Annotated in this window: 14 protein-coding genes and 1 tRNA gene; 8 read left to right on the top strand and 7 right to left on the bottom strand. The window is 56.7% G+C overall.

All coding sequences use genetic code 11. The features are described from left to right. Window positions 1–4: 4 nt before the first annotated feature. The 3 genes from ppc to GSQ81_RS06110 form a co-directional block, all read right to left on the bottom strand. Entirely contained in the window at window positions 5–2,875 is a 2,871-nt protein-coding gene (gene ppc / locus GSQ81_RS06120; RefSeq protein ID WP_158909754.1) for a phosphoenolpyruvate carboxylase, read from the bottom strand. 120 nt (window positions 2,876–2,995) lie between these two features. Next, on the bottom strand, window positions 2,996–3,244 hold the full coding sequence (locus GSQ81_RS06115; RefSeq protein WP_254060027.1) for a hypothetical protein: 249 nt from the start codon (window positions 3,242–3,244) through the stop codon (window positions 2,996–2,998). A 188-nt stretch (window positions 3,245–3,432) separates the two neighbouring features. Further along, on the bottom strand, window positions 3,433–3,597 hold the full coding sequence (locus tag GSQ81_RS06110; RefSeq protein ID WP_158909753.1) for a Trm112 family protein: 165 nt from the start codon (window positions 3,595–3,597) through the stop codon (window positions 3,433–3,435). 64 nt (window positions 3,598–3,661) lie between these two features. Between GSQ81_RS06110 and GSQ81_RS06105 the strand changes: the two genes are divergently transcribed. From GSQ81_RS06105 to GSQ81_RS06095, 3 genes are all read left to right on the top strand, one after another. Further along, entirely contained in the window at window positions 3,662–4,609 is a 948-nt protein-coding gene (locus GSQ81_RS06105; RefSeq protein ID WP_158909752.1) for a bifunctional 5,10-methylenetetrahydrofolate dehydrogenase/5,10-methenyltetrahydrofolate cyclohydrolase, read from the top strand. Continuing rightward, window positions 4,584–5,267, top strand: coding sequence for a dephospho-CoA kinase (gene coaE / locus GSQ81_RS06100; protein ID WP_254060026.1), 684 nt, complete (start codon window positions 4,584–4,586; stop codon window positions 5,265–5,267). The genes GSQ81_RS06105 and coaE overlap by 26 nt, the downstream gene beginning before the upstream one ends. 101 nt (window positions 5,268–5,368) lie before the next feature. After that, window positions 5,369–6,586, top strand: a complete 1,218-nt coding sequence (locus tag GSQ81_RS06095; RefSeq protein WP_158909961.1) for a S1C family serine protease — start codon at window positions 5,369–5,371, stop codon at window positions 6,584–6,586. Window positions 6,587–6,595: 9 nt separating this feature from the next. On the opposite strand, the gene purN is transcribed toward GSQ81_RS06095, so the two are convergent. Beyond that, complete coding sequence (purN, locus tag GSQ81_RS06090) at window positions 6,596–7,204, bottom strand: phosphoribosylglycinamide formyltransferase (RefSeq protein WP_158909751.1); 609 nt, start codon at window positions 7,202–7,204, stop codon at window positions 6,596–6,598. 113 nt (window positions 7,205–7,317) lie between these two features. Beyond that, complete coding sequence (gene purM, locus GSQ81_RS06085; RefSeq protein ID WP_158909750.1) at window positions 7,318–8,514, bottom strand: phosphoribosylformylglycinamidine cyclo-ligase; 1,197 nt, start codon at window positions 8,512–8,514, stop codon at window positions 7,318–7,320. A gap of 140 nt (window positions 8,515–8,654) precedes the next feature. Here purM and hemL point away from each other — a divergent pair, with 140 nt between their 5' ends. Further along, window positions 8,655–9,947: a glutamate-1-semialdehyde 2,1-aminomutase gene (hemL, locus tag GSQ81_RS06080; protein WP_158909749.1), complete on the top strand. Its 1,293-nt coding sequence runs from the start codon at window positions 8,655–8,657 to the stop codon at window positions 9,945–9,947. Window positions 9,948–10,039: 92 nt separating this feature from the next. Further along, complete coding sequence (locus GSQ81_RS06075) at window positions 10,040–11,422, top strand: glycerate kinase (protein WP_254060025.1); 1,383 nt, start codon at window positions 10,040–10,042, stop codon at window positions 11,420–11,422. Between the two features lie 110 nt (window positions 11,423–11,532). Here the strand turns inward: GSQ81_RS06075 and GSQ81_RS06070 are convergent. Continuing rightward, window positions 11,533–11,608 (bottom strand) — tRNA-Ile (locus tag GSQ81_RS06070). 180 nt (window positions 11,609–11,788) lie between these two features. Continuing rightward, entirely contained in the window at window positions 11,789–12,808 is a 1,020-nt protein-coding gene (locus GSQ81_RS06065) for a LacI family DNA-binding transcriptional regulator (protein WP_158909748.1), read from the bottom strand. A gap of 195 nt (window positions 12,809–13,003) precedes the next feature. On the opposite strand from GSQ81_RS06065, the gene GSQ81_RS06060 reads away from it, so the two are divergent. The 3 genes from GSQ81_RS06060 to GSQ81_RS19785 form a co-directional block, all read left to right on the top strand. Continuing rightward, window positions 13,004–16,558, top strand: coding sequence for a TonB-dependent receptor domain-containing protein (locus GSQ81_RS06060; RefSeq protein WP_158909747.1), 3,555 nt, complete (start codon window positions 13,004–13,006; stop codon window positions 16,556–16,558). Between the two features lie 351 nt (window positions 16,559–16,909). Continuing rightward, window positions 16,910–19,627: an SLBB domain-containing protein gene (locus tag GSQ81_RS06055; protein ID WP_158909746.1), complete on the top strand. Its 2,718-nt coding sequence runs from the start codon at window positions 16,910–16,912 to the stop codon at window positions 19,625–19,627. Window positions 19,628–19,650: 23 nt separating this feature from the next. Then, window positions 19,651–19,849 (top strand): hypothetical protein (locus GSQ81_RS19785; RefSeq protein ID WP_216846386.1); only part of this gene is annotated, 199 nt, incomplete at its 3' end.

The following is a 19,849-nucleotide window of genomic DNA, read 5'->3' as shown; positions in this document are numbered from 1 at the left end:
CCGATCAACCTGTATTTCGCAGTCCGGCGCTGATTCCATTGATGGTGGCGGAGATGGCACGATTCAGCTCAGGAGAGTCCGGCCTGCCTTCGGCGATCGCTGCTCGTTTCCGGCGAATTAACTCGACTTGAATCAAAGACATCGGGTCAACATACGGGTTCCGCAGTCGGATCGAGCGCTCCAGCACGGGGTTGTTCTCGAGCAGCGTCGTTTGCTGGGTAATCTCAAGAATCATGCGATGAGTAAGGTTGAACTCCGCTTCCAGCGTAGCGAAGACGCGGTCGCGCAAAGCTTCGTCTTCGACCAGAGAGGCATAGAGCCGGGCGATGCCGAAGTCGGCCTTGGCCAGCGCCATCTCTACATTACGCACGATATCCAGAAACAGCGGGAAGTCCCGCGCCATGGTCTGAAGCAGGGCAAGTCCGCCGTCATTTGCCTTCACAAACCGGTCCAGCGCATGTCCCACACCAAAGTAGGCGGGCACAAGCTGGCGCGACTGCATCCAGCCGAAGACCCAGGGAATAGCGCGAAGGTCGGCCATCGACTTTTTGCCGCTGCGTTTCGCCGGACGCGAGCCGAGCCGCGCATGTTCGAGCTCTGCTACCGGGGTCGCCTGCTCAAAGTAGGTAAACGTCTCCGGATTGTCCACGATGTGCTTGCGATAAAACTCGTAGGACGTCTCCGAGAGCCGGTCAAGCGCCGCCTCCCAGTCGGGAAGAATCTCACCCGTAAGGTGAGGAGGAACCTTACCTTTTTGCAGGATGGCATCCGGCCGCGCCAGCGCATCGAGGCTGGCAGCGATCATCAGCTCAAGGTTGCGCTCGGCGAGCACCACGTCGGAATACTTCCAGTTCAGCACCTCGCCCTGCTCGGTCAGGCGCAGTTCGCCGGTAAAGCTGTCGATGGGCTGGGCAAAGATGGCGCGATGGGTCGGTCCGCCGCCACGGCCAACGGTGCCTCCGCGGCCATGGAAGAGGCGCAGCGTAACTCCGCACTCGCGGGCGACTTCATGCAGCGCCCGGTGGGCCTTGTAGATCTCCCATGTGCTCGTAATCATGCCGCCGTCTTTGTTCGAGTCGGAGTAGCCGAGCATGACCTCTTGCCGATGCTTCCAGCTCTTCAGCAGCGGCTGATAGGCCTCGCTGGTCCAAAGCTGACGGCAAACCGCCGGAGCATTCTGCAAATCTTCGATCGACTCAAACAGAGGAACAGGTTGCAGGCCGGGATCGTGCGTCTCCTCGTCGGCTTCGACCTTCACGCCGCCAAGCCGAGCCAGCCACAGCACTTGCAGCACATCCTCCGCGCTGGTTGCTCCGCTGATGACGTACTGCCGAATCGACTCGGGCGCATAGGTCTGTTTCAGTTCGGCGATGGCGCGGAAGGTCTCGAGTACCTCGCTGGTCTGCGGCGAAAGCGTCGGAGGAAGATGAATCGCAGACGTCAGCGGAGTCGCGCCAGTAGGCGGCTGCCAGGAGGAGATTTCGGCCACCGCCTTGGTGTGAACACGCGCATGTTGCCGAATGTCGAGCGTGTGCAGATGCAGCCCATACGTTCGAACCTCGATCAACAGCGGATCGATCAGCATCTCAGCGAGACGATGTCCGCGATTTTCGGCAAGGCTGGCGCGCAGGATCGTGAGGTCGGAGAGCAGATCGGCGGCACGGGTGTAAGGCTTAAGCGCCGGATCCGAAGGCAGCGGCAGTCCGGATTGCGGCGTAGCTCCCAGCCGCATCATGATGCACGCAATCAGCAGCCTAAGGTGCTCGTAGTGGAAGCGCTGCTCCACCGCTAACTGTCCGGCTGCGCGAAGCTTGCCAAGATATTGGTCCAGCAATGCAGCGACTTCGTCGGAGACGGGTACCTGCTGAATCGAGCTGCCAAGCTGCTCGAAGACGTTTTGCATCCGTCGCCGATAGTGGTTCAGCAGCAGGTTATGCGCCATGGCCAGCGACTCGCGCGTGACCTCGGGAATGACGAAAGGGTTGCCATCGCGGTCGCCCCCGATCCACGAGCCAAAGCTGACCAGTTGCGGCAGCTTGGAGATGGCGGCGGGCTGAGAATCCGGATTGGAGTCGGGATACTCTGCCGCCAGCGCAGCGGCTACCTCGGAGTAGAGCACGGGGAGCGTATCGAAGAGACTGGTCTCGTAATAATCGAGCGCCATGCGAATCTCATCGCGAACCGTCGGACGCGCGCTACGAACGTCGTCGGTCTGCCACAGCGCAGTGATCTCGGCAGTCAGGTTGCGCTCCAGGGCCTCAAGCTGCGGAGCAGGAACAGGGATGCGGTCAAGCTGCTCCAGCAGGTCCGAGATGCGCCGCCGCTTGAACATCACCGAGCGACGAGCCACCTCGGTAGGATGCGCGGTAAAGACGGGCGTAATGCAGATGCGGCGCAGAAAATCGTAAGCCTGGGCAGCGTCAAGTCCCGTCTCACGAAGGCGGCGCAGCGTCCCGCGCAGATCGCCTCGTTGTGGGGCGGCATTTTGATCCAGTTGAATCGCCAGCCGCCGGCGCTTGCGATGATTCGTCTCGGCAAGGTTGATCAGCTCGAAATAAAACCCGAAGGCGCGAGCAAGCTGATAGGCGGCTGGAAGTTCCAGCGCACCAACCCGGCAAAGTGCCTCTTCGAGATGCGAGGCAGCGGCGGCGGTATCGCCCTTTGCATCAGCTTCGCGGCGGGCAATGGCGATACGGCGAAGCGCTTCGACGGCGTCGTAAAGAGGAGCACCAGCCTGCTCGCGCAAAACCCCGCCAAGCAAGGTGCCAAGCGAGCGAACATCGCGGCGAAGAGGAGCTTCTTTCAAGTCTCCAGTAGGTGCCTGGAGTTCAGCAAGGCGTTGGGGCCAATTAGGAGGAGTCCACAAGGACGACATGATTCAACGATAAATCAATCATGGGCAAGAAGGGTAAGACTGCCCATGCCAAGCCAGCACCAATAAAAAAAGCGCCCATGTTTTGGCGCTTTTCCCAGAAAATTAGCGTTGAGGTACGAATTACATTACCAGCGCAAGCTTCTCAAGCTCTTCCTGCATCAACTGCAACGAGCCGACGGATTCGATGCGCGACGCTGCAATTCGCGCAGCATCGGTAGAAACGCCATAACCACGTCCCGAGAGGAAGCTGCTGATGAGGTCTGCGGACTGCCAGGAATCAAGGCTCGATTTTCTTAGCTCTTCGCGAAGACCGTTAAGGTCAGCCGCTGGAAACTGTTCGATCCGCGTCTTCTGCATGTCTGTGATCATCTCTTTCCTCCTCTCTCAATGACAGGCTCTACGGACTCGCCATCAATTTACTTCCCATTTATATGATGCAAAAAACGAACAAATGTTGCGAAGCTCTCTGCGAATCCGGGGAAAATGCATCATTGCGATTCGAACCGTCTTCTTGCAATACGCGAGAACGCAACGGGAAGTTCCATCGATCGTGCCAGTTAGAGAGCGCGATCTGCCAGCAAAACAGGGATACCGTCAATCAGCGGATAGCGTCGATGGCAGCCGGTGCAGTCGGCGCTCTTGGGTTGAAGTTCCAGTGGCTGGTGACAGACGGGACAGACTATCCATCTGAGATCTTCGGCGGTCAGGGGCTTTATGCTCATCTTCCTATCCATTCTCCCATCTCAGCGATTGCCGCGAATTTGGGGCATCGCTGGTCGCGATACCATGAAGGTGATGACAAATACTCCACGAATTCTAGATGGCGTCGCGATTGCCGGGCAGATCAAGGCCGAGGTCGCAGTTGAGGTCAAGGAACTTGCAGCTCGCGGAATCACGCCGGGGCTCGCGGTCATTCTTGTGGGCGAGGTCCCTGCCTCCCAGATCTACGTCCGCAGCAAGGTAAAAACCTGCGGCGAGCTGGGAATCTACAGCGAAATGCTGACTCCGCCGGAGAGCATCACCACCGACGAGATGCTGGAGCTGGTCGCCGAACTGAACGCCCGCGAGGACATCGACGGAATCCTCATCCAGCTGCCTCTGCCCAAACATGTAGACACCAAACGCCTGCTCGAAGCGGTTTCTCCCGACAAGGATGTCGACGGCTTTCACCCTGTGAATGTGGGTCGTCTGCAAAGCGGCCAGCCTGGACTGGCACCCTGCACTCCTGCCGGAATTATCGAGATTCTGAAGCGCAGCAACCTTCCCGTGGCCGGACAAAATGCCGTAGTTGTGGGCCGCTCGGACATCGTAGGCAAGCCTGCAGCGATGATGCTACTCAACGCCTCGGCTACGGTGACGGTCTGCCACAGCAAGACGAAGAACCTTGCGGAGTTCACGCGCGAGGCAGATCTTCTGGTGGCGGCGATTGGCCGTCCCGGTTATGTCACTGCGGAGATGGTCAAGCCCGGAGCCACGCTGATCGATGTAGGCATCAACCGGGTAACCGATGCCGCCGAGGTCGAAGGCTTCTTTCCCGGCGATGCGGTGCGAGCGGCCACCTTTGCCAAGCGCGGCTCAGTCGTCGTGGGTGACATCCATCCGGCAGCCTTCGCCGTCTCTGGCGCGTACACCCCGGTTCCGGGCGGCGTAGGGGCTTTGACCATCGCGATGCTGATGAAGAATACGGTGACAGCGGCGAAGCTGCGCCGTGGCCTCTCAGCAGAGAAGGACTAGCGATATGCTGCGCGTAGGCCTCACCGGCAGTCTGGGGAGCGGCAAATCGACTGCCGCGAAGTTGTTTGCCGCGCACGGCGCGCAGGTACTGCAGTCGGATGCAATCGGCCGCGAGCTGATGGAGCCGGGTCAAGCCGTCTACACAAAAATTGTCTCCCACTTCGGCGACAAAGTGGTGCTGCCCGACGGGCGGCTCGACCGCCCCGCCCTGGCCAATCTCGCCTTTGCGGAAGGAAAGGCCGACGAACTGAACGCAATCGTCCACCCCGCCGTGATCGCGCGCCAGCGAGAACTTGTCGAAGACATTGCACGGCGCAACCCTGCTGCGGTGGTAATGGTCGAGTCGGCATTGATCATCGAAGCAGCCCATGGCAACGGTGCGGACTGGCAGCAGCGGTTCGACCGCCTCATTCTGGTGACGGCACCCGAGGACGTAAAAATTGCCCGCTTCGTGAGCCGGTGTATCGGTGACACAACGCCGTCAGCCGAACAGATCGCGGAGTTCGAGCAGGAGGCCCGGCGAAGGCTGGCCCGCCAGATGCCGGACGAGCAAAAGATGGCTCTCTGCGACTACGTGCTCACCAACGACGGCGCCGTCACCGAGTTGGAATGGCAGGTCGATCAACTGTGGCCGATTCTGCGCATCGCAGCACGGTAAAGATATCGCACGTCGGCTGCTCGTGCTGAATCAGCCTCGTCTCGCTACAATTACAGCAGACAGCCGATACGCTCGGCATAAAGGAACCAAGGGTCTCCATGATGAAACTGCGTCCCGTTCTTCTGGTCATTCTGTTGCTCTCCGGCTTCTACTATCTGACGACGCACGTCGCGTCCTCCGGAGCCTTCGCGCCCTGGGTGCATCACGTCTTCACCAGAGCGACAGCGCCCGATGTGAGCCCTGCCATGGTGAGAGGCCCCATGGGCACGCTCGAACTGACGGAGGCCGCCGCAGCGCCTGCCTTTGACTCAGAGGAGCAGCAGAACATCGCCGTCTACAAGAAAGCTTTGCCATCGGTCGTCAACATCACGTCAACGGCGGTGGCCTTCGACTTCTTCTACGGTCCGGTGCCGCAGCAAGGCCAGGGCTCGGGCTTCATCCTCAACAAGGACGGCCTGATCCTCACGAACAATCACGTTATCAACAATGCGCAGCGCGTCGAAGTGAAGCTCTCGAACAAGCACACCTACAAGGCCCGGGTGCTTGCGGTGGATAAAGGCCACGATCTGGCGCTATTGAAGATCGACAACGCGCCCAACCTCACCCCGGCAACCCTAGCTTCTTCTCAAGGACTGGTCGTAGGCCAGCGAGTCTATGCCATCGGCAATCCGTTCGGGTTGCAGGGCACCATGACACGCGGAATCATCTCCGCCATCCGCTCCATTCGCGGGCCGGAGCAGAACCCCATTGAGGATGCCATTCAGACCGACGCCTCCGTCAATCCCGGAAACTCCGGCGGCCCACTCCTGAACTCGCGCGGCGAGGTCATCGGGATCACCACCATGATCGCCAGCAACGGCGCGGACCAAAGCTCCGGCGTCGGCTTTGCCATTCCCATCGACACAGCCAAAGCCGTCCTGAGCGACTTCGAGAAGTATGGCTATGTGCGCCGTCCTTCGCTCGATATCGTGACCCTGCCCATCGGCCCTGACATCGCCCAGCAACTGGGCCTGCCTGCGAACTACGGCATCCTCATCGACCACGTCATTCCCGGTGGCGCGGCAGCCCGCGCTGGTCTTCGCGGCGGCACCCAGCGCGCCTATATGGGCAACATTCCGGTGATGATTGGCGGCGATTTGATCGTCGGCATGGATGGACAGGACATCGCCAACGCGCAGGATCTCTCCGCTGCGATGAACAGCCATCACGCTGGAGACGTTGTCACGCTGACGATCTTCCGCGGCCAGAAGCGTATGGATGTGAAGGTCACGCTGAGCGACGCGAAGGATCAGCAGAGTCAGACCGGAGAGCCGGCCTAAGCAGCGGCCTTATTTAAGGCGGCGAAGGTAGCGCCGCTCGCTGAAGGCGTATTCGCCGCTGAGCACGCGGGCAATCGCCTCGGGATAAGCAGCATGCTCCTGTTGCAGCACCCGCGCCGACAGCGTCTCGGCAGTGTCCTCGTCTTTGACCGGCACCGTCTTTTGCAGAATGATGACGCCGTGATCGACCGCCTCGTCGACGAAGTGCACGGTGCATCCCGCGACCTTGGCGCCATACTCCAGCGCCTGCCCCTGCGCATCGAGCCCGGGAAAAGCTGGCAGCAGCGACGGGTGAATATTGAGAATTCGGTCAGGAAAAGCGCGCACGAAATCCGCCGTCAGCACACGCATGTAGCCCGCCAGGCAGACTAGATCGACGCGATGCTGATGCAGCCGCGCCACCATCTCCGCATCGTGTTCGGCCCGCTTGCGCCCGGCGGAAGGAACGCAGAAGGCGGGAATCTTCAGCTCCCGCGCCGCATCGAGGCCGCCCGCGTCTTCGCGGTTCGAGAGCACCACCGCAATCTTCGCGCCCAACAGGCGATGTTCATTGATAGCCTTGGCAATCGAAAGAAAGTTCGACCCACGTCCGGATAGCAGGATTCCAAGCCGTTTCACTCCAAGCCTCTTTTATCTGGTTATGCTGCGTCAAGTTGAATGCACGGCAAGCACCACACCGATGGTGCCTATGGTGTTGGATGCCGCCGATTGCGCTTACGCTGCACTCAAACCTAGTTGTAGCTGACCTTGCGCTCGCCGCGAACGACGCGCCCGATGATGACATGCCGCTCGTTGGCGCGGTTCAGAATAGCCTTCGCCTTCTTGATTTTCTCCGCCGGAATCGCCGCGATCAGGCCGATGCCCATGTTGAAGGTGCGAAGCATCTCGTCCTGTTCCACATTGCCCAGCGCCTGCAGATGCTCGAACAGCGGTGGCACCTGCCACGACGCCAGATCGACCACAGCACCCATGCCCTTGGGCAGAATGCGCGGCAGATTTTCTGTAATGCCGCCGCCCGTGATGTGGGCCATGCCGCTGACGACCTCAGCTCCCGTCAGCTTCTTGATGATGGCGAGATAGCTGCGATGGGTGCGCATCAGCGCCGCTCCGGCCTTGTCCTTCAGCTCGTTGACGTAGTGGTCGGGCGAATACTTTGCCTCTTCAAACAGCAGCTTGCGCGCCAGCGAATATCCATTGGTATGCAGCCCGTTGGACGGCAGCCCTACCAGCACATCCCCCACCTGAATGGTGTCGCCGGTGATGATCTTGTCGCGGTTTACCGCGCCGATGATGGTTCCGGCCAGGTCGTACTCGCCGTCAGCATAGAAGCCCGGCATCTGTGCCGTCTCGCCGCCGATCAGAGCGCAGCCATTGGCGCGGCAGGCCTCGCTGATGCCTTGCACTACGGTCTCGATGATGGCGTTGTCGAGCTTTCCGGTGGCGAGGTAATCGAGGAAGAACAGCGGTGTCGCGCCCTGCACGGCGATGTCGTTGACGCAGTGGTTGACGAGGTCCTGACCGACCGTATGGTGAATGCCCAGTTCGAAGGCAACTTTGAGCTTGGTGCCTACGCCGTCGGCGCTTGATACCAGCACGGGATTAGGATACTTCTCCAGATCGAGCGCGAACAGGCCGCCGAAGCCGCCGATCTCGCTGAGTACCTGCCGGTTAAAGGTCTTGCGCGCCAGCATCTTGATGCGCTGTTTGCTGCGCTCGGCGCTGGTGATATCGACGCCCGCATCAGCGTAGCTAATGCTTTTCTTCGCGGTCGAGATGCGCTTTCCGGCGGGCTCCGTCGCTTTGGCCGATTTTTTTGAGGCTGTGCCTCTCTTGCGGTCTGCCTTGGCCGCGGCAGAAGGTTCCGCGGCAGCTAGCCCTGTTGACCGCTGGTCCGGCGCGGTTTCATCCGTTAGTGTTGTGGCGTGCATAGGGAAAGCCTCGTCCGGCAAAGTCGTGCTCCATGGTTATTATCGCTTGAATATGAAGAGTTTCAGTCTAGCAGGATGAGGATAAGTCCCTATAAAACAGCCTTCGTTTGTCTTTTGTTTCGGCTTTTATACTGAAGCAGATGCCCATTTCTCACGTCAAATCCCGCCAGTTGCAACAACGAGCAGAAAAACTTCTTCCCGGAGGCGTTGATTCGCCTGTCCGCGCGTTCCGTGCGGTTGGTGGGGAACCTCCCTTTGTGACCCGTGCCGAGGGCGCTTACCTGTTCGACGCCGATGGCAATCGCTACCTGGACTTCTTCGGCTCCTGGGGGCCGATGATCCTCGGCCACGCCTTTCCACCAGTGGTCGAAGCCATCCAGCAGGCGGCGGCGCGCGGTGCCAGCTTTGGCGCGTCCACAGCGGCAGAGGCCGATCTGGCGGAGTTGGTGACGCAATGTTTTCCCTCGATCGAAAAGCTGCGCTTCGTCAGCTCCGGCACCGAAGCCTGCATGTCCGCCATCCGTCTTGCTCGCGGCTTTACCGGTCGCAACTTCATCATCAAGTTCGAAGGCTGCTACCACGGCCACTCCGACGCCATGCTGGTCAAGGCTGGCTCCGGTGTGGCGACGCTGGGTATTCCCGGCTCGGCAGGCGTTCCGGCCGAGACGGCGCAGCATACGCTGGCGCTGCCCTTCAACGACCTGGCTGCGGTCGAGGCGACATTTGCTGCGTATCCTGACGCAATCGCCTGTGTCATCGTGGAGCCGGTCGTCGGTAATGCCGGAACCATTGCTCCGGCGCCCGGCTATCTCGAAGGCCTGCGCGCGCTGACGAAGAAGAACGGTGCATTGCTCATCCTCGACGAGGTGATGACGGGCTTCCGTCTCTCGCTCGGCGGAGCGCAGCAGCTCTACGGCATCACTCCCGACCTCACCACGCTGGGCAAGATCATCGGCGGCGGTCTGCCCTGCGGAGCCTTCGGTGGCCGCGCCGACATCATGGACTACCTCGCGCCGCTTGGCCCGGTCTATCAGGCCGGAACGCTCAGTGGAAATCCGCTGGCAATGGCTGCAGGAATCGCCACCTTGCAGGAGCTGATCGCAAAGCAGGACACAATCTATCCATTGCTTGAAAAAACGACGACCGCCATCGCAGAAGGCGTTGCCGCCATCGCCCGCGAAGCAGGGGTCTCGCTCACGGTAAACCGCGTAGGCTCGATGTTCACCTTGTTCTTTACGCCGAACGCCGTGACCGACTTCGCCAGCGCAGCGACTTCTGATACCGAAGCCTTTGGCCATTTTCACCGCTCCATGATGGAGCAGGGAATCTGGCTGCCACCCTCGCAGTTCGAGGCCGCATTTGTCTCAACCGCTCATGGTGATGCCGAGATTGCCATGGCGCTGGCTGCAGTTCGCAGCGCCTTTGGCCTTTAGCTAGAGGCTGCGAACAGAGTATGTTGGGTCATCCCCCAGGGCCTATTTGGAGTCGAGCAGATGTTCTCATAGGTTTCAGGGAGCTTTCTAAGGTGACGACCTCTATGTTGCGAGACGTAGCTCAGAGCATCTTTCAGCAATCGGTAGCGGACTGTAGCATCGAGCGTGCTTTTGCGAAAGCTATCCATGTCCGCAATGAAAAAGGTAACCGCAAACTTCTCGTCCAGGGGATTGAGCCAATTGAACTCGATCATCTAAAGCACATTCGAGTTATCTCCGTCGGCAAGGCTTCTATCGCCATGCTGACCGCGCTGCTGACCTGCCTGGAGCCATGGTTCCAATACGACGTATCTGGCGTGCTGGTTGCCGGTGAACAACCACCAACTCTACCGCCGGGCTTCCAGTTCTTTCAAGGCGGCCATCCGCTGCCGAATGAAGCCTCACAGGCTGGAGCACAGGCTGCGCTCCAGATGCTGCACGATCTGCGGAAGGACGAAGCTACCGCTTCCGAGACCTTGGTTCTCTTCCTCATCAGCGGTGGCGGCTCCGCCATGATGGAGCTTCCCCTCGACTCTTCTATCTCCCTGGAGGACATAAAAAGCTTCTATCGCGAGCTTGTTCACAGCGGGGCCTCCATCGCGGAGATCAACTGCCTTCGCAAGCATTTCTCGGCAGTCAAGGGGGGGCGCCTTGCCCTGGCGGCACGCGGAATCGCAAGCCTCTCATTGTTTATTTCAGATGTTCCTCCTGAACATCTCGACGCTCTCGCCTCGGGCCCGACTCTGCATGATACCTCGACCATCAAGCAGTGCCGCGAGATTCTGGCTCGATATGACTTGCAAAGCCGGTTCCCTCGTTCCGTACGGCAATTTTTTGATCGTCCGGATCTTTCAGAGACTCCCAAGCCTGAAAGCTTCACCGCAAGGGCAATCACCCTGCTGACCTCCGACCATCTGGCTGAGGCCGCGCGGATACGAGCGGAGGAACTAGGATTTCACGTTGTGATAGACAACACCTGCGACGATTGGGACTATCGCAAAGCGGCGGAATATCTGATCGACCGCATTCGCAGTCTGAGGAGCATTTATCTACGAGTCTGCCTGATCTCTTCTGGCGAAGTGACGGTAAAGCTGCCCAGTGGAACGAAACGAGGCTCATTCGGTTTAGGCGGACGTAACCAGCACTTCAGCCTCTATGCGGCAACCCTGCTGGAGGCTGCAGACGCTTCGACGGTCGTTCTCTCAGCAGGATCGGATGGAATCGATGGCAACAGCCCGGCGGCAGGGGGTGTTGTGGATGAGCAAACGCTGCATGGCGTGTCCGGGAATGTAAGAGGGGATGTAAGAGATGCGGCGAAATCATTACAGGAGTTCGACTCTTATAGCTTTTTGGAACGTATGGGAGCAACGATCTCGACGGGGGCAACTGGCAATAATCTCCGCGACCTGCGAATCCTGCTGAGTGCAGGCGGCTAAACGCTCGCGGGTCCCAATTTAGACGTGGAAAAACGCTTGATGAGTAAGGAATTTGAGTTTCTGCTTCACGGTCAAACAGTAATCGGTCCCCATGCTTTTGTCAGTCGTAATGGTGGGCCCGGAGGGATTTGAACCCCCAACCAAGGGATTATGAGTCCCCTGCTCTAACCGTTGAGCTACAGGCCCGACTAAACGGGAGGTGGAATGGAAATCGAAGTCCAAGTTAGGCTTTGGTTTCCGCGCCGGATAGCAGGGTGAGGTTCTGGTACCACTCCTGGTGGTGCGGTGCCTCTTTAGTCTCGCATATCAGTTTGTAGACGACCAGTTGATGAACTGATATGCGGAATCTTTCCTGCGAACCCGGCGTTATTTTTTGTGACATCCGCAAGACTCGCGAACCATCAACGTGACCGGAAGAACAGTTCTGGCGCTGGAGGTAGAAGACGTGCTCCTGATCTTTTGCAGAAGGAGCCGGGCGGAGGTGCGTCCGAGCTCGGCGGCAGGTTGGCGAATTGTGGTCACGGGAGGATTGAGCAGTGTGTAGAAATCGACATCATCAAAGCCAACCAGGAGTATGTCTTTGGGGACCTTGATGCCTAAGATCCTGAGCGTTTTGATAACGCAGATGGTGCATGCGTTATTTGCGGTGAACAATGCTTCAGGGCGATCGGGGGAATCGAACAGAGTCGCCAGGACCTTTTGAGCGGTGGCCTCATCCGATAGCGTTATTTTTCGACGAGGAAGGTTTGCGTGTCTCATGCACTCCTCGTACCCCGCAACGCGTTGCCTGACAGGCTGTAAGTGAGAGTTCATGACCATGCAGGTGATCTTTTTGCAGCCATGGCTAATGAGATGTTCCACTGCCATTCGTGCGCCAGCCCGGTTTTCAACCTCAACCGAATCCGTCACGGCTCCTTCGATGGGGCGATCGATCGTGACAAGGGGCGTCGATCCGGAGGCCAGGGTCTTTAGATATTTGCTCTGGCTGTCCGCCGGAACAAGCAAAATTCCATCCACAGGATGATGTGTCATTTGCTCGATCTGAGCTTCCTCAATGGCCGGATCGCCATTCGAGGCTGCCAGCCATGCCAGGTAACCAGCCTCGCGGGCGGCTTCCTGGACGGCGTGGCTGACGACAGAGAAAAAGGGATCTGACAGATCGGGGACGATGAGACCGATTGCCTTTGAGAGCTGTCCGGTCAAGATACGGGCGGCGTGATTTGGGCGGTAGTCCAATTGGTGGATAGCCGCACGAACTCTTTTTGCCGTTTCGTTTGCCACGTAAGGGTGGCCGTTGATTGTACGGGAGACTGTCATGGGGCCTACACCGGCAGCCCGCGCCACATCTTCCAGTGTCGCTTTCTTCTTTGGTAGTAGCTTGCGCACATGCACCTTTTGACCGTGTTTTATGAGAGGGCTAACACATCATTCACAATACTCAGTCTCAATATAGTTCAGTCATAGCATTTTTTTATTGACAGGAAAAATTGGAAGGCGTAAATCTGTTCCGCGATGTGATAGCGCAATCACGCGTAAGTCAAAAGTCGAAAGATACACGGTCCTAACTTTAAAGGAGTCCAGATGCTTACAGCCAAATGCAAGAGCGTTTTGTGTCTTTGCAGCGCCGTATCGATCTTTCTTATTCTCTCTCTTACGGCTTTCGGACAGTCCGACGTCGGAACGATTGGCGGATTTGTGAGAGATCAGTCGGGAGCTGTGGTCCCGAATGCGAAAGTTACCATCGCCAACGAAGGAACCAACGAATCTCACACGGTGAGTTCAGACGCGCAAGGTCACTACACAGTCACCAATTTACGGCCAGCTAACTACAGCATGACCGCCGAGGCAAATGGGTTCAAGAAATTTAGCAGCGTCCACAACAAACTAAGTTCAAACACCACGCTCTCCCTCGATGGAGATCTTTCTCTGGGCTCAATAACCCAGACAGTCGAAGTGACCGCCACCGCTTCTGTCTTGCAGACAGAATCCGGATCGGTGCAGAGCGAAGTTACAGGGCAACAGATCCGCGATCAACAATTGAACGGGCGCAATCCGCTCTATATGGGATCGCTGCTTCCCGGAGTTCGCAGTGGAAGCACCCTGGGTGACTTCAATTTCGGGGTTGGCGGCGGAGTACCTTTTCAGATCAATGGGTCGCGCGTGAATGACACGATGGTTACGTTTGACGGAGCCCCTGCCGTCCGCACCCGTGCCAACGGCGCGATCATCGGTGTCGCCAGTGTAGACGCCACGGAAGAGATGCAGGTTCTAACGACGGACTACCAGGCCGAGTATGGAAGTGCGGCTGGTGGTCAGGTGCGCCTTGTGACCAAGAGCGGCACCAAAGACTTTCACGGCTCCGTCTACGAGTACCTGCGAAACTCGGCCATGAATGCCAATACCTGGACGCGAAACCAGAGCTCGACGACAAAATTTGCATCGCCTTTCGTGTACAACAACTTCGGCTTTGCCGTGGGCGGCCCGGTCTGGATCCCAGGATTCCATGTGACGGACCGGCTGCGGGAAAAGCTGTTCTGGTTCGTCAATGAAGACTGGCTTCGATATCGCTTTTCCGACACTCAAACGCAAGCCGTACCCACCGACAGAATGCGTACTGGAGATTTTAGTGAGTTACTGGTTCCTGGCAATGTCTGGTACAAGGGGGCCACGAAGATCTATGAGCCTTCCACATGCCCGGTTAATGGTGCTTCAAGTTGTGTGCAATATCCGGGAAATGTCATTCCGGGCGGCCTGAGCCCCAATGGCATGGCAATTATTGACGCCTATCCTGCCCCCACGCCTGGATATCAACAGGAGACGGGCAATAGCACCAATTGGATTGCTCAAGCGGCGCACCCGATTAACCAGAGAAAGCAAATCATCAATGTGGACTGGTTGTTGAATGAAAACAACCATCTTGAGCTGCGCCGTCAGAACGCTACCTACAACGAATATCAGCCATTTGATCAGGGATCAGGTCTGACAGGTAAGTACTTCATTCGACCGAACCAGACCAATGTGCTGGCTTGGACATGGACGATCAAACCTACTCTTATCAATGAGGCGCGCGCGACTTACAGTCTCGATAACGTCTACATTCCAGTGAATACGGCGCTCGCGGGTTTTCATCGGGATACTTTGGGAATTAATTTCCCATACATCATTCCCGGCAACAAGGCAGCCCCACAAAAGATTCCTACTGTCACGGTTCCTAATTTTTATGGTCTGGCGGGAGGGCCTTATCCTTCCAGGTCTTCAGGCCCGATCTTTACAGCTTCGGACAGTATGACAAAGGTATGGGGAAACCACACCATCAAGTTTGGCGGTTTCTTCCAGGACTCGGGCGAGAACGACAACGATCAGATTAATGTGTCCACTGTTCCAGGTGGCGCCAATAACCAGAACGGGTCATTCGTTTTCACGGATACCAGAACTGGATTGGGTGGTACGACTGGAGTAGGTCTGGCCAATCTGGCGGTTGGATTGGCGGACAGCTATACAGAAATCGGTCCAAAATCCTATACCGTATGGCGCGGCCATATGTATGAGGTATTCGCGCAGGATTCATGGAAGATCACTCCAAAGCTGCATATCGATTATGGCCTGCGTGAGACAACAAGCATGCCTTATACCGCGGCGTGGGCGAATGCAGCATACTTCGATCCCGCTTCGTTCGATCCGACCAAGGTGCCGCAGGTAAATCCATCCACGGGCAATGTAACGTTGGGCACGGGAGATCCTTATAACGGTGTTGTGATTCCGGGATACAGCGAATTCCCAAGCTCCGCCGCTAAGCACTATGTGGCTGGTAGCAGCATTAATCCGAACGCGTGCGACGGTGGCCCGTGCACCGGTCTTTTTGCTCCTAAATTGCGAAAGGGATATGTCGACGTCGAAAATACATTTCAGCCGCGTATCGGTTTTGCTTATCAGCCAAACCCGGGAACTGTGTTTCGCGGTGGGGCAGGAGAATTTGCCACGCGCATGGGACTGCTGGATAATATCTTTCCCGGCGGCAATCCTCCCTTCCAGCCGTTTGTCACAGTCGCTGCCGCACCAGGCAATCTGACTGGGTTGGTTGACAATCCAGGGGCTGCTTTGAACCCAACCCTTGCTCCGCCCCTGACGGTTACAACGTTGGATCAACATTTGAAGTCGCCAGTGAGGTGGAACTGGAACCTTACGGTCCAGCAGGAACTTCCATTCAGCTCGACAATGTCAATCGCCTATGTCGGAGGTCGTGGTCTTCACAACTGGAGGACTTTCGATATCAACCAGCCGACCGTTGGCGCTTTGCAGGCGAACCCGGGAAAGAATGTGAACTATCTCCGGCCCTATCTTGGTTTTGCGGCGATCCAGCAGGAGAAGAGCGATGGTAAGTCAAACTACAACTCGCTTCAGGTCTCATGGAACCGCCGTTTCACGCACGGTCTCATGGTCGGCTTTAGTTATACCTTTGCAAAGAGCATGGATGACAGTTCCAACTATAGGGACATCGTTCCGGACTCCTACAACACCAGCAATCTCTGGGGTCCGTCGGAGTACGATACCCGGCATGATGCAGTTGTTAACTATCTCTACGCGTTGCCATTCTTTGCAAATCAGAATGTGCTTGCGGGCAAACTGCTCGGCGGTTGGCAGTTGAGCGGAAATGCTCAATTCCAGACAGGCACGCCCTGCGGAATCGGAACGAATAACGACTCTGCTGGTGTCGGGGAGGTCGGCAGCTTCGGGTGCGGATCAGAAGGGCAGTTCTATCTAATGAATGGAACTCCAAGAATCCTTAAGCAATTTGCTGGCTATGCTGGCAATAAAGGGCAGTACTTTGCCACAACCAATCCGGATGGTTCGTCAATCTTTACGCCGCCACCCGCAGGCACCTTCAATCTTCAGAAAGGTGTGCGCGACTCAATTTATCAGCCTGGGTTCCAGAATTGGAACTTGTCCATGAAAAAGAAGTTCCCGATCACCCAGAGAGCCGGCGTGGAGTTCAATGCTGATGCTTACAACTTCATCAATCATCCAAATTGGTCGGGTCCGAATCTGACTCCAACCTCAAGCCAGTTTGGGCAGGTGACAGGAAAGTCAACCAGCAACCCGAGAAATATCCAGGTCGGATTGCGGCTCTTGTTCTAAGTGACTGAATATCCAGAACCCCCGCTCATGGTTTTCATGGGCGGGGGTTCTGCACATAAGGAAATGCCCGTCAGCTTTCACTGGGCCTCTACTCTAATAGTGAAGAGGCGATTTTCCATAGAGAATCTGGGAGAACCTGAAAATCTTCAGTTTGGCCCTTTGAGCGATTTGGCCTCATTTCACGTCTACACATTTACAAAGCGTCCATTGGGGTTCGTGAGCAAGAGGCTGTGGCCCAATTTTCGGCAAATTGGCACAAAGTCCGGTAAGCTGTAGTGAGATTTGTAGATCGGCCACAGAGTGTTTCAGTTTCCTATGAGCAAAGACGAGAAAGATGAAAACCTTACAGGCGTGAAAACAGCATTTGCGAATTATTCTTCTAACAAAATTGGCCGCTGGCCCATCAGCCTCCTGATTCTCGGTCTTCTCTCCTCAGGTATTGGAGCTCGTCTTGCTGTTGGCCAGCAGCAGGGTCTGTATACGGACCAAGGGCAGACACCCGATCTCCTGCCGCAAGCCTTTCCTCCCACTGTTCCGGCGGGTGGGTCCTATGCTGGCGCGACATCCTCCACAACATCTCCTAATAGTGATGCAACCAGCCAGTCAACCAATGGGACCACCCAAAATCTGACACAGGCACAGCGACTTCAGCAGGAGTCTGTCAGGAACCAGCAACGCATCCTCGGTCTGCGCCGAAAACCCGCTCTGACAGAGTTCCAACAAATGGTGGCAGCCACAACCGGACGAACCCTGCCGATCTTTGGAGCGTCGACCTTCCTGAATGCCCTTCCTTCAACATTTTCTCCGGTGAGCGACGTGCCTGTAACTCCTGATTATGTCGTTGGACCAGGAGATGAGTTGCGCTTGCAGATATGGGGACAGGTCAGTCTCAGGGGCTCATATACCGTAGACCGAACTGGATCGATCGCGTTGCCTGGGGCGGGTACGATTCATGTCGCGGGAGTGCGTTTTGACCATTTGACCGACTTTTTGCGCTCCCATTTGGCTAGGGTTTACCGCAACTTTGATCTGAATGTAAATATGGGGCAGTTGCGATCAATCCAGGTATTCGTGGTAGGCGAAGCCAACATGCCCGGTAGCTACACCGTAGGCTCGTTGAGTACCTTGTTGAACGCTCTGTTTTACGCGGGTGGACCGAAACCTCAGGGAAGCTTGCGGGACATTCAACTCAAGCGCGGTGGCAAAACCATCGATCATTTCGATCTCTATGACGTATTGCTGCAAGGTGATAAAAGCAATGACGTGCAGCTTGCATCAGGAGATGTAATTTTCATTCCGCCTGCGGGCAAACAGATTGCAGTGGTCGGCAGTGTTAATAATCCCGCGATTTATGAGTTACGGAATGAAACAACGATTGAGCAAGTTCTTCAGTTGGCCGGCGGCCGAACAAATATCGCAGTGAATTCCCAGGCGCGTGTAGAGCGCATCTATGACCACGCGGTACGCAGCGTTATGGAAGTGAATCTCTCGCAGCCTTCCACGTTTCAGGTGCAGGATGGTGACATCGTTACCGTCAACGCCATTGTCGATCGCTTTAAAGATGCTGTGACTTTGCGCGGGAATGTCGCGAACCCTGGACGATATGCCTGGCATCCCGGGATGCGGGTGAGCGATCTGATCCCGAATAAAGATGCACTGATTACACGGAGCTACTGGCAGCACAAAAATGATCTCGGGCACATGACGATGAACTACGAACCTGAGCCCGAGCGGAATGCTCGAGGTGTGCTACAGCCCAAAAATTACTACGGTTCGACCACGCAAGACTCCACCACGCAGGCTTTGAATGGCACAGGGCTGCAACAATCTCAGGGAGCGCAAAATCAGGCTGGCCTCGATCAGAATCAATATGGAACCGAGCCGGAGCAATACGGTGTCGTACAAGATCCATATAGTGCCGATCAATATGGCTCTCTCCAGAGCCAATCCAACTTCCCTCCAAATCAGCCTGCACCTGCCGGAGGGCAATCATCTTCCACCACCACCCCGCAGATGGGGGCTCAGGCACAGGGATCATCAGATACGAGCACTGGAGGAAATTCGGTTGGAGCAGCTCTGACCGGCAATGTTGGCCGGTTTCCCGTTAAGACGAACGTGCTTCTGAGTGCTCCGGATATCGACTGGAGCTACGCAGTGATTGAACGTCAGAACGGGGAGAATTTGAAGACTTCGCTCCTCCCATTTAATTTAGGCAGAGTTATTCTGGATGGCAATCAGTCGCAGAATCTCGAATTGCTCCCTGGCGATGTCGTGACCATTTTCTCGACCGCTGATATTCGTGTCCCGATCTCTGAGCAGACCCGATTTGTACGTTTGGAAGGGGAGTTTGTGAGCTCCGGCGTCTATAGCGTAAAGCCCGGAGAAACTCTGAGGCAGTTGCTCGAGAGAGAGGGAGGATTTACCCCAGACGCTTATCTGTATGCATCGGCATTTACGAGGGAATCAACGCGGCGAGTCCAGCAACAGCGACTCAATGAGTATGCAGATCAGCTGGAAGTGCAGTCCGCAACCGCAGCGGCGGCAGGGAACGCATCAGCGGTTAATGCGCAGGATGCCGCCGCAGCGACTGCCGCTGCATCGGCGGCCCAGACCTCGATCGCACAGTTGAGGCGGTCGCACCCTGACGGCAGGATCGTGCTTCAATTGAAACCGGATAGTCGTGGGATTGACAGCGTTCCAGACCTGGCGCTGGAGGACGGTGACCAGTTTGTGGTGCCTAAGGTTCCCGCGACCGTCAGCGTAGAAGGCGAAGTCTACAGTGCGAACGCCTTCATCTTTAGGCGGGAAGAGCGCACGATTGACTATCTTCGCGAGGCCGGGGGGCCGGATCGGCAGGCAGACATGAAACATGCGTTTGTGTTGCGTGCAGACGGATCGGTCTACAGTCAACAATACGGAAATATCAAGAAAGCTACGATCTTTCCCGGGGATACGATCGTAATTCCGCCGCAGCTTCAAAGAATGTCAATTATGCGTAATCTGATTGATATTGGAACAATTGTCAGCCAGTTTGGCATAGGGATCGCGGCAATTAATTTGCTGAAGTAACGTGATTGGTAAATGGCGAATCAATGAAGCTTGAAGAAACGGAATCGTCCGCCCTGCCGCTGGCAACAACTGCCAGCGGCGATGAGGTTGAGTGGAATTTAATAGCCGCGGTCCGTAAAGTATTGCGGGCACGCCGCGTTCTATATATATGCACTCTGATTGGGCTTGGATTGGGGCTATTATTGGCACTCACCTTGCCGAAATCATATAAAGCAGAAGCGG

The sequence above is a fragment of the Granulicella sp. L56 genome, from assembly GCF_009765835.1.
Classification (GTDB): Bacteria; Acidobacteriota; Terriglobia; order Terriglobales; family Acidobacteriaceae; genus Edaphobacter.
The sequence above is the reverse complement of the archived record's forward strand: the minus strand, read 5'-3'. Positions and strand labels throughout refer to the sequence as shown.

Excerpts from the sequence above, each read along its gene's own strand:
- ppc (WP_158909754.1), bottom strand. The coding sequence starts at position 2,875 with ATGTCGTCCTTGTGGACTCCTCCTAATTGGCCCCAACGCCTTGCTGAA.
- GSQ81_RS06115 (WP_254060027.1), bottom strand. The coding sequence starts at position 3,244 with ATGATCACAGACATGCAGAAGACGCGGATCGAACAGTTTCCAGCGGCT.
- GSQ81_RS06110 (WP_158909753.1), bottom strand. The coding sequence starts at position 3,597 with ATGAGCATAAAGCCCCTGACCGCCGAAGATCTCAGATGGATAGTCTGT.
- GSQ81_RS06105 (WP_158909752.1), top strand. The coding sequence starts at position 3,662 with ATGAAGGTGATGACAAATACTCCACGAATTCTAGATGGCGTCGCGATT.
- GSQ81_RS06095 (WP_158909961.1), top strand. The coding sequence starts at position 5,369 with ATGAAACTGCGTCCCGTTCTTCTGGTCATTCTGTTGCTCTCCGGCTTC.
- purM (WP_158909750.1), bottom strand. The coding sequence starts at position 8,514 with ATGCACGCCACAACACTAACGGATGAAACCGCGCCGGACCAGCGGTCA.
- hemL (WP_158909749.1), top strand. The coding sequence starts at position 8,655 with ATGCCCATTTCTCACGTCAAATCCCGCCAGTTGCAACAACGAGCAGAA.
- GSQ81_RS06060 (WP_158909747.1), top strand. The coding sequence starts at position 13,004 with ATGCTTACAGCCAAATGCAAGAGCGTTTTGTGTCTTTGCAGCGCCGTA.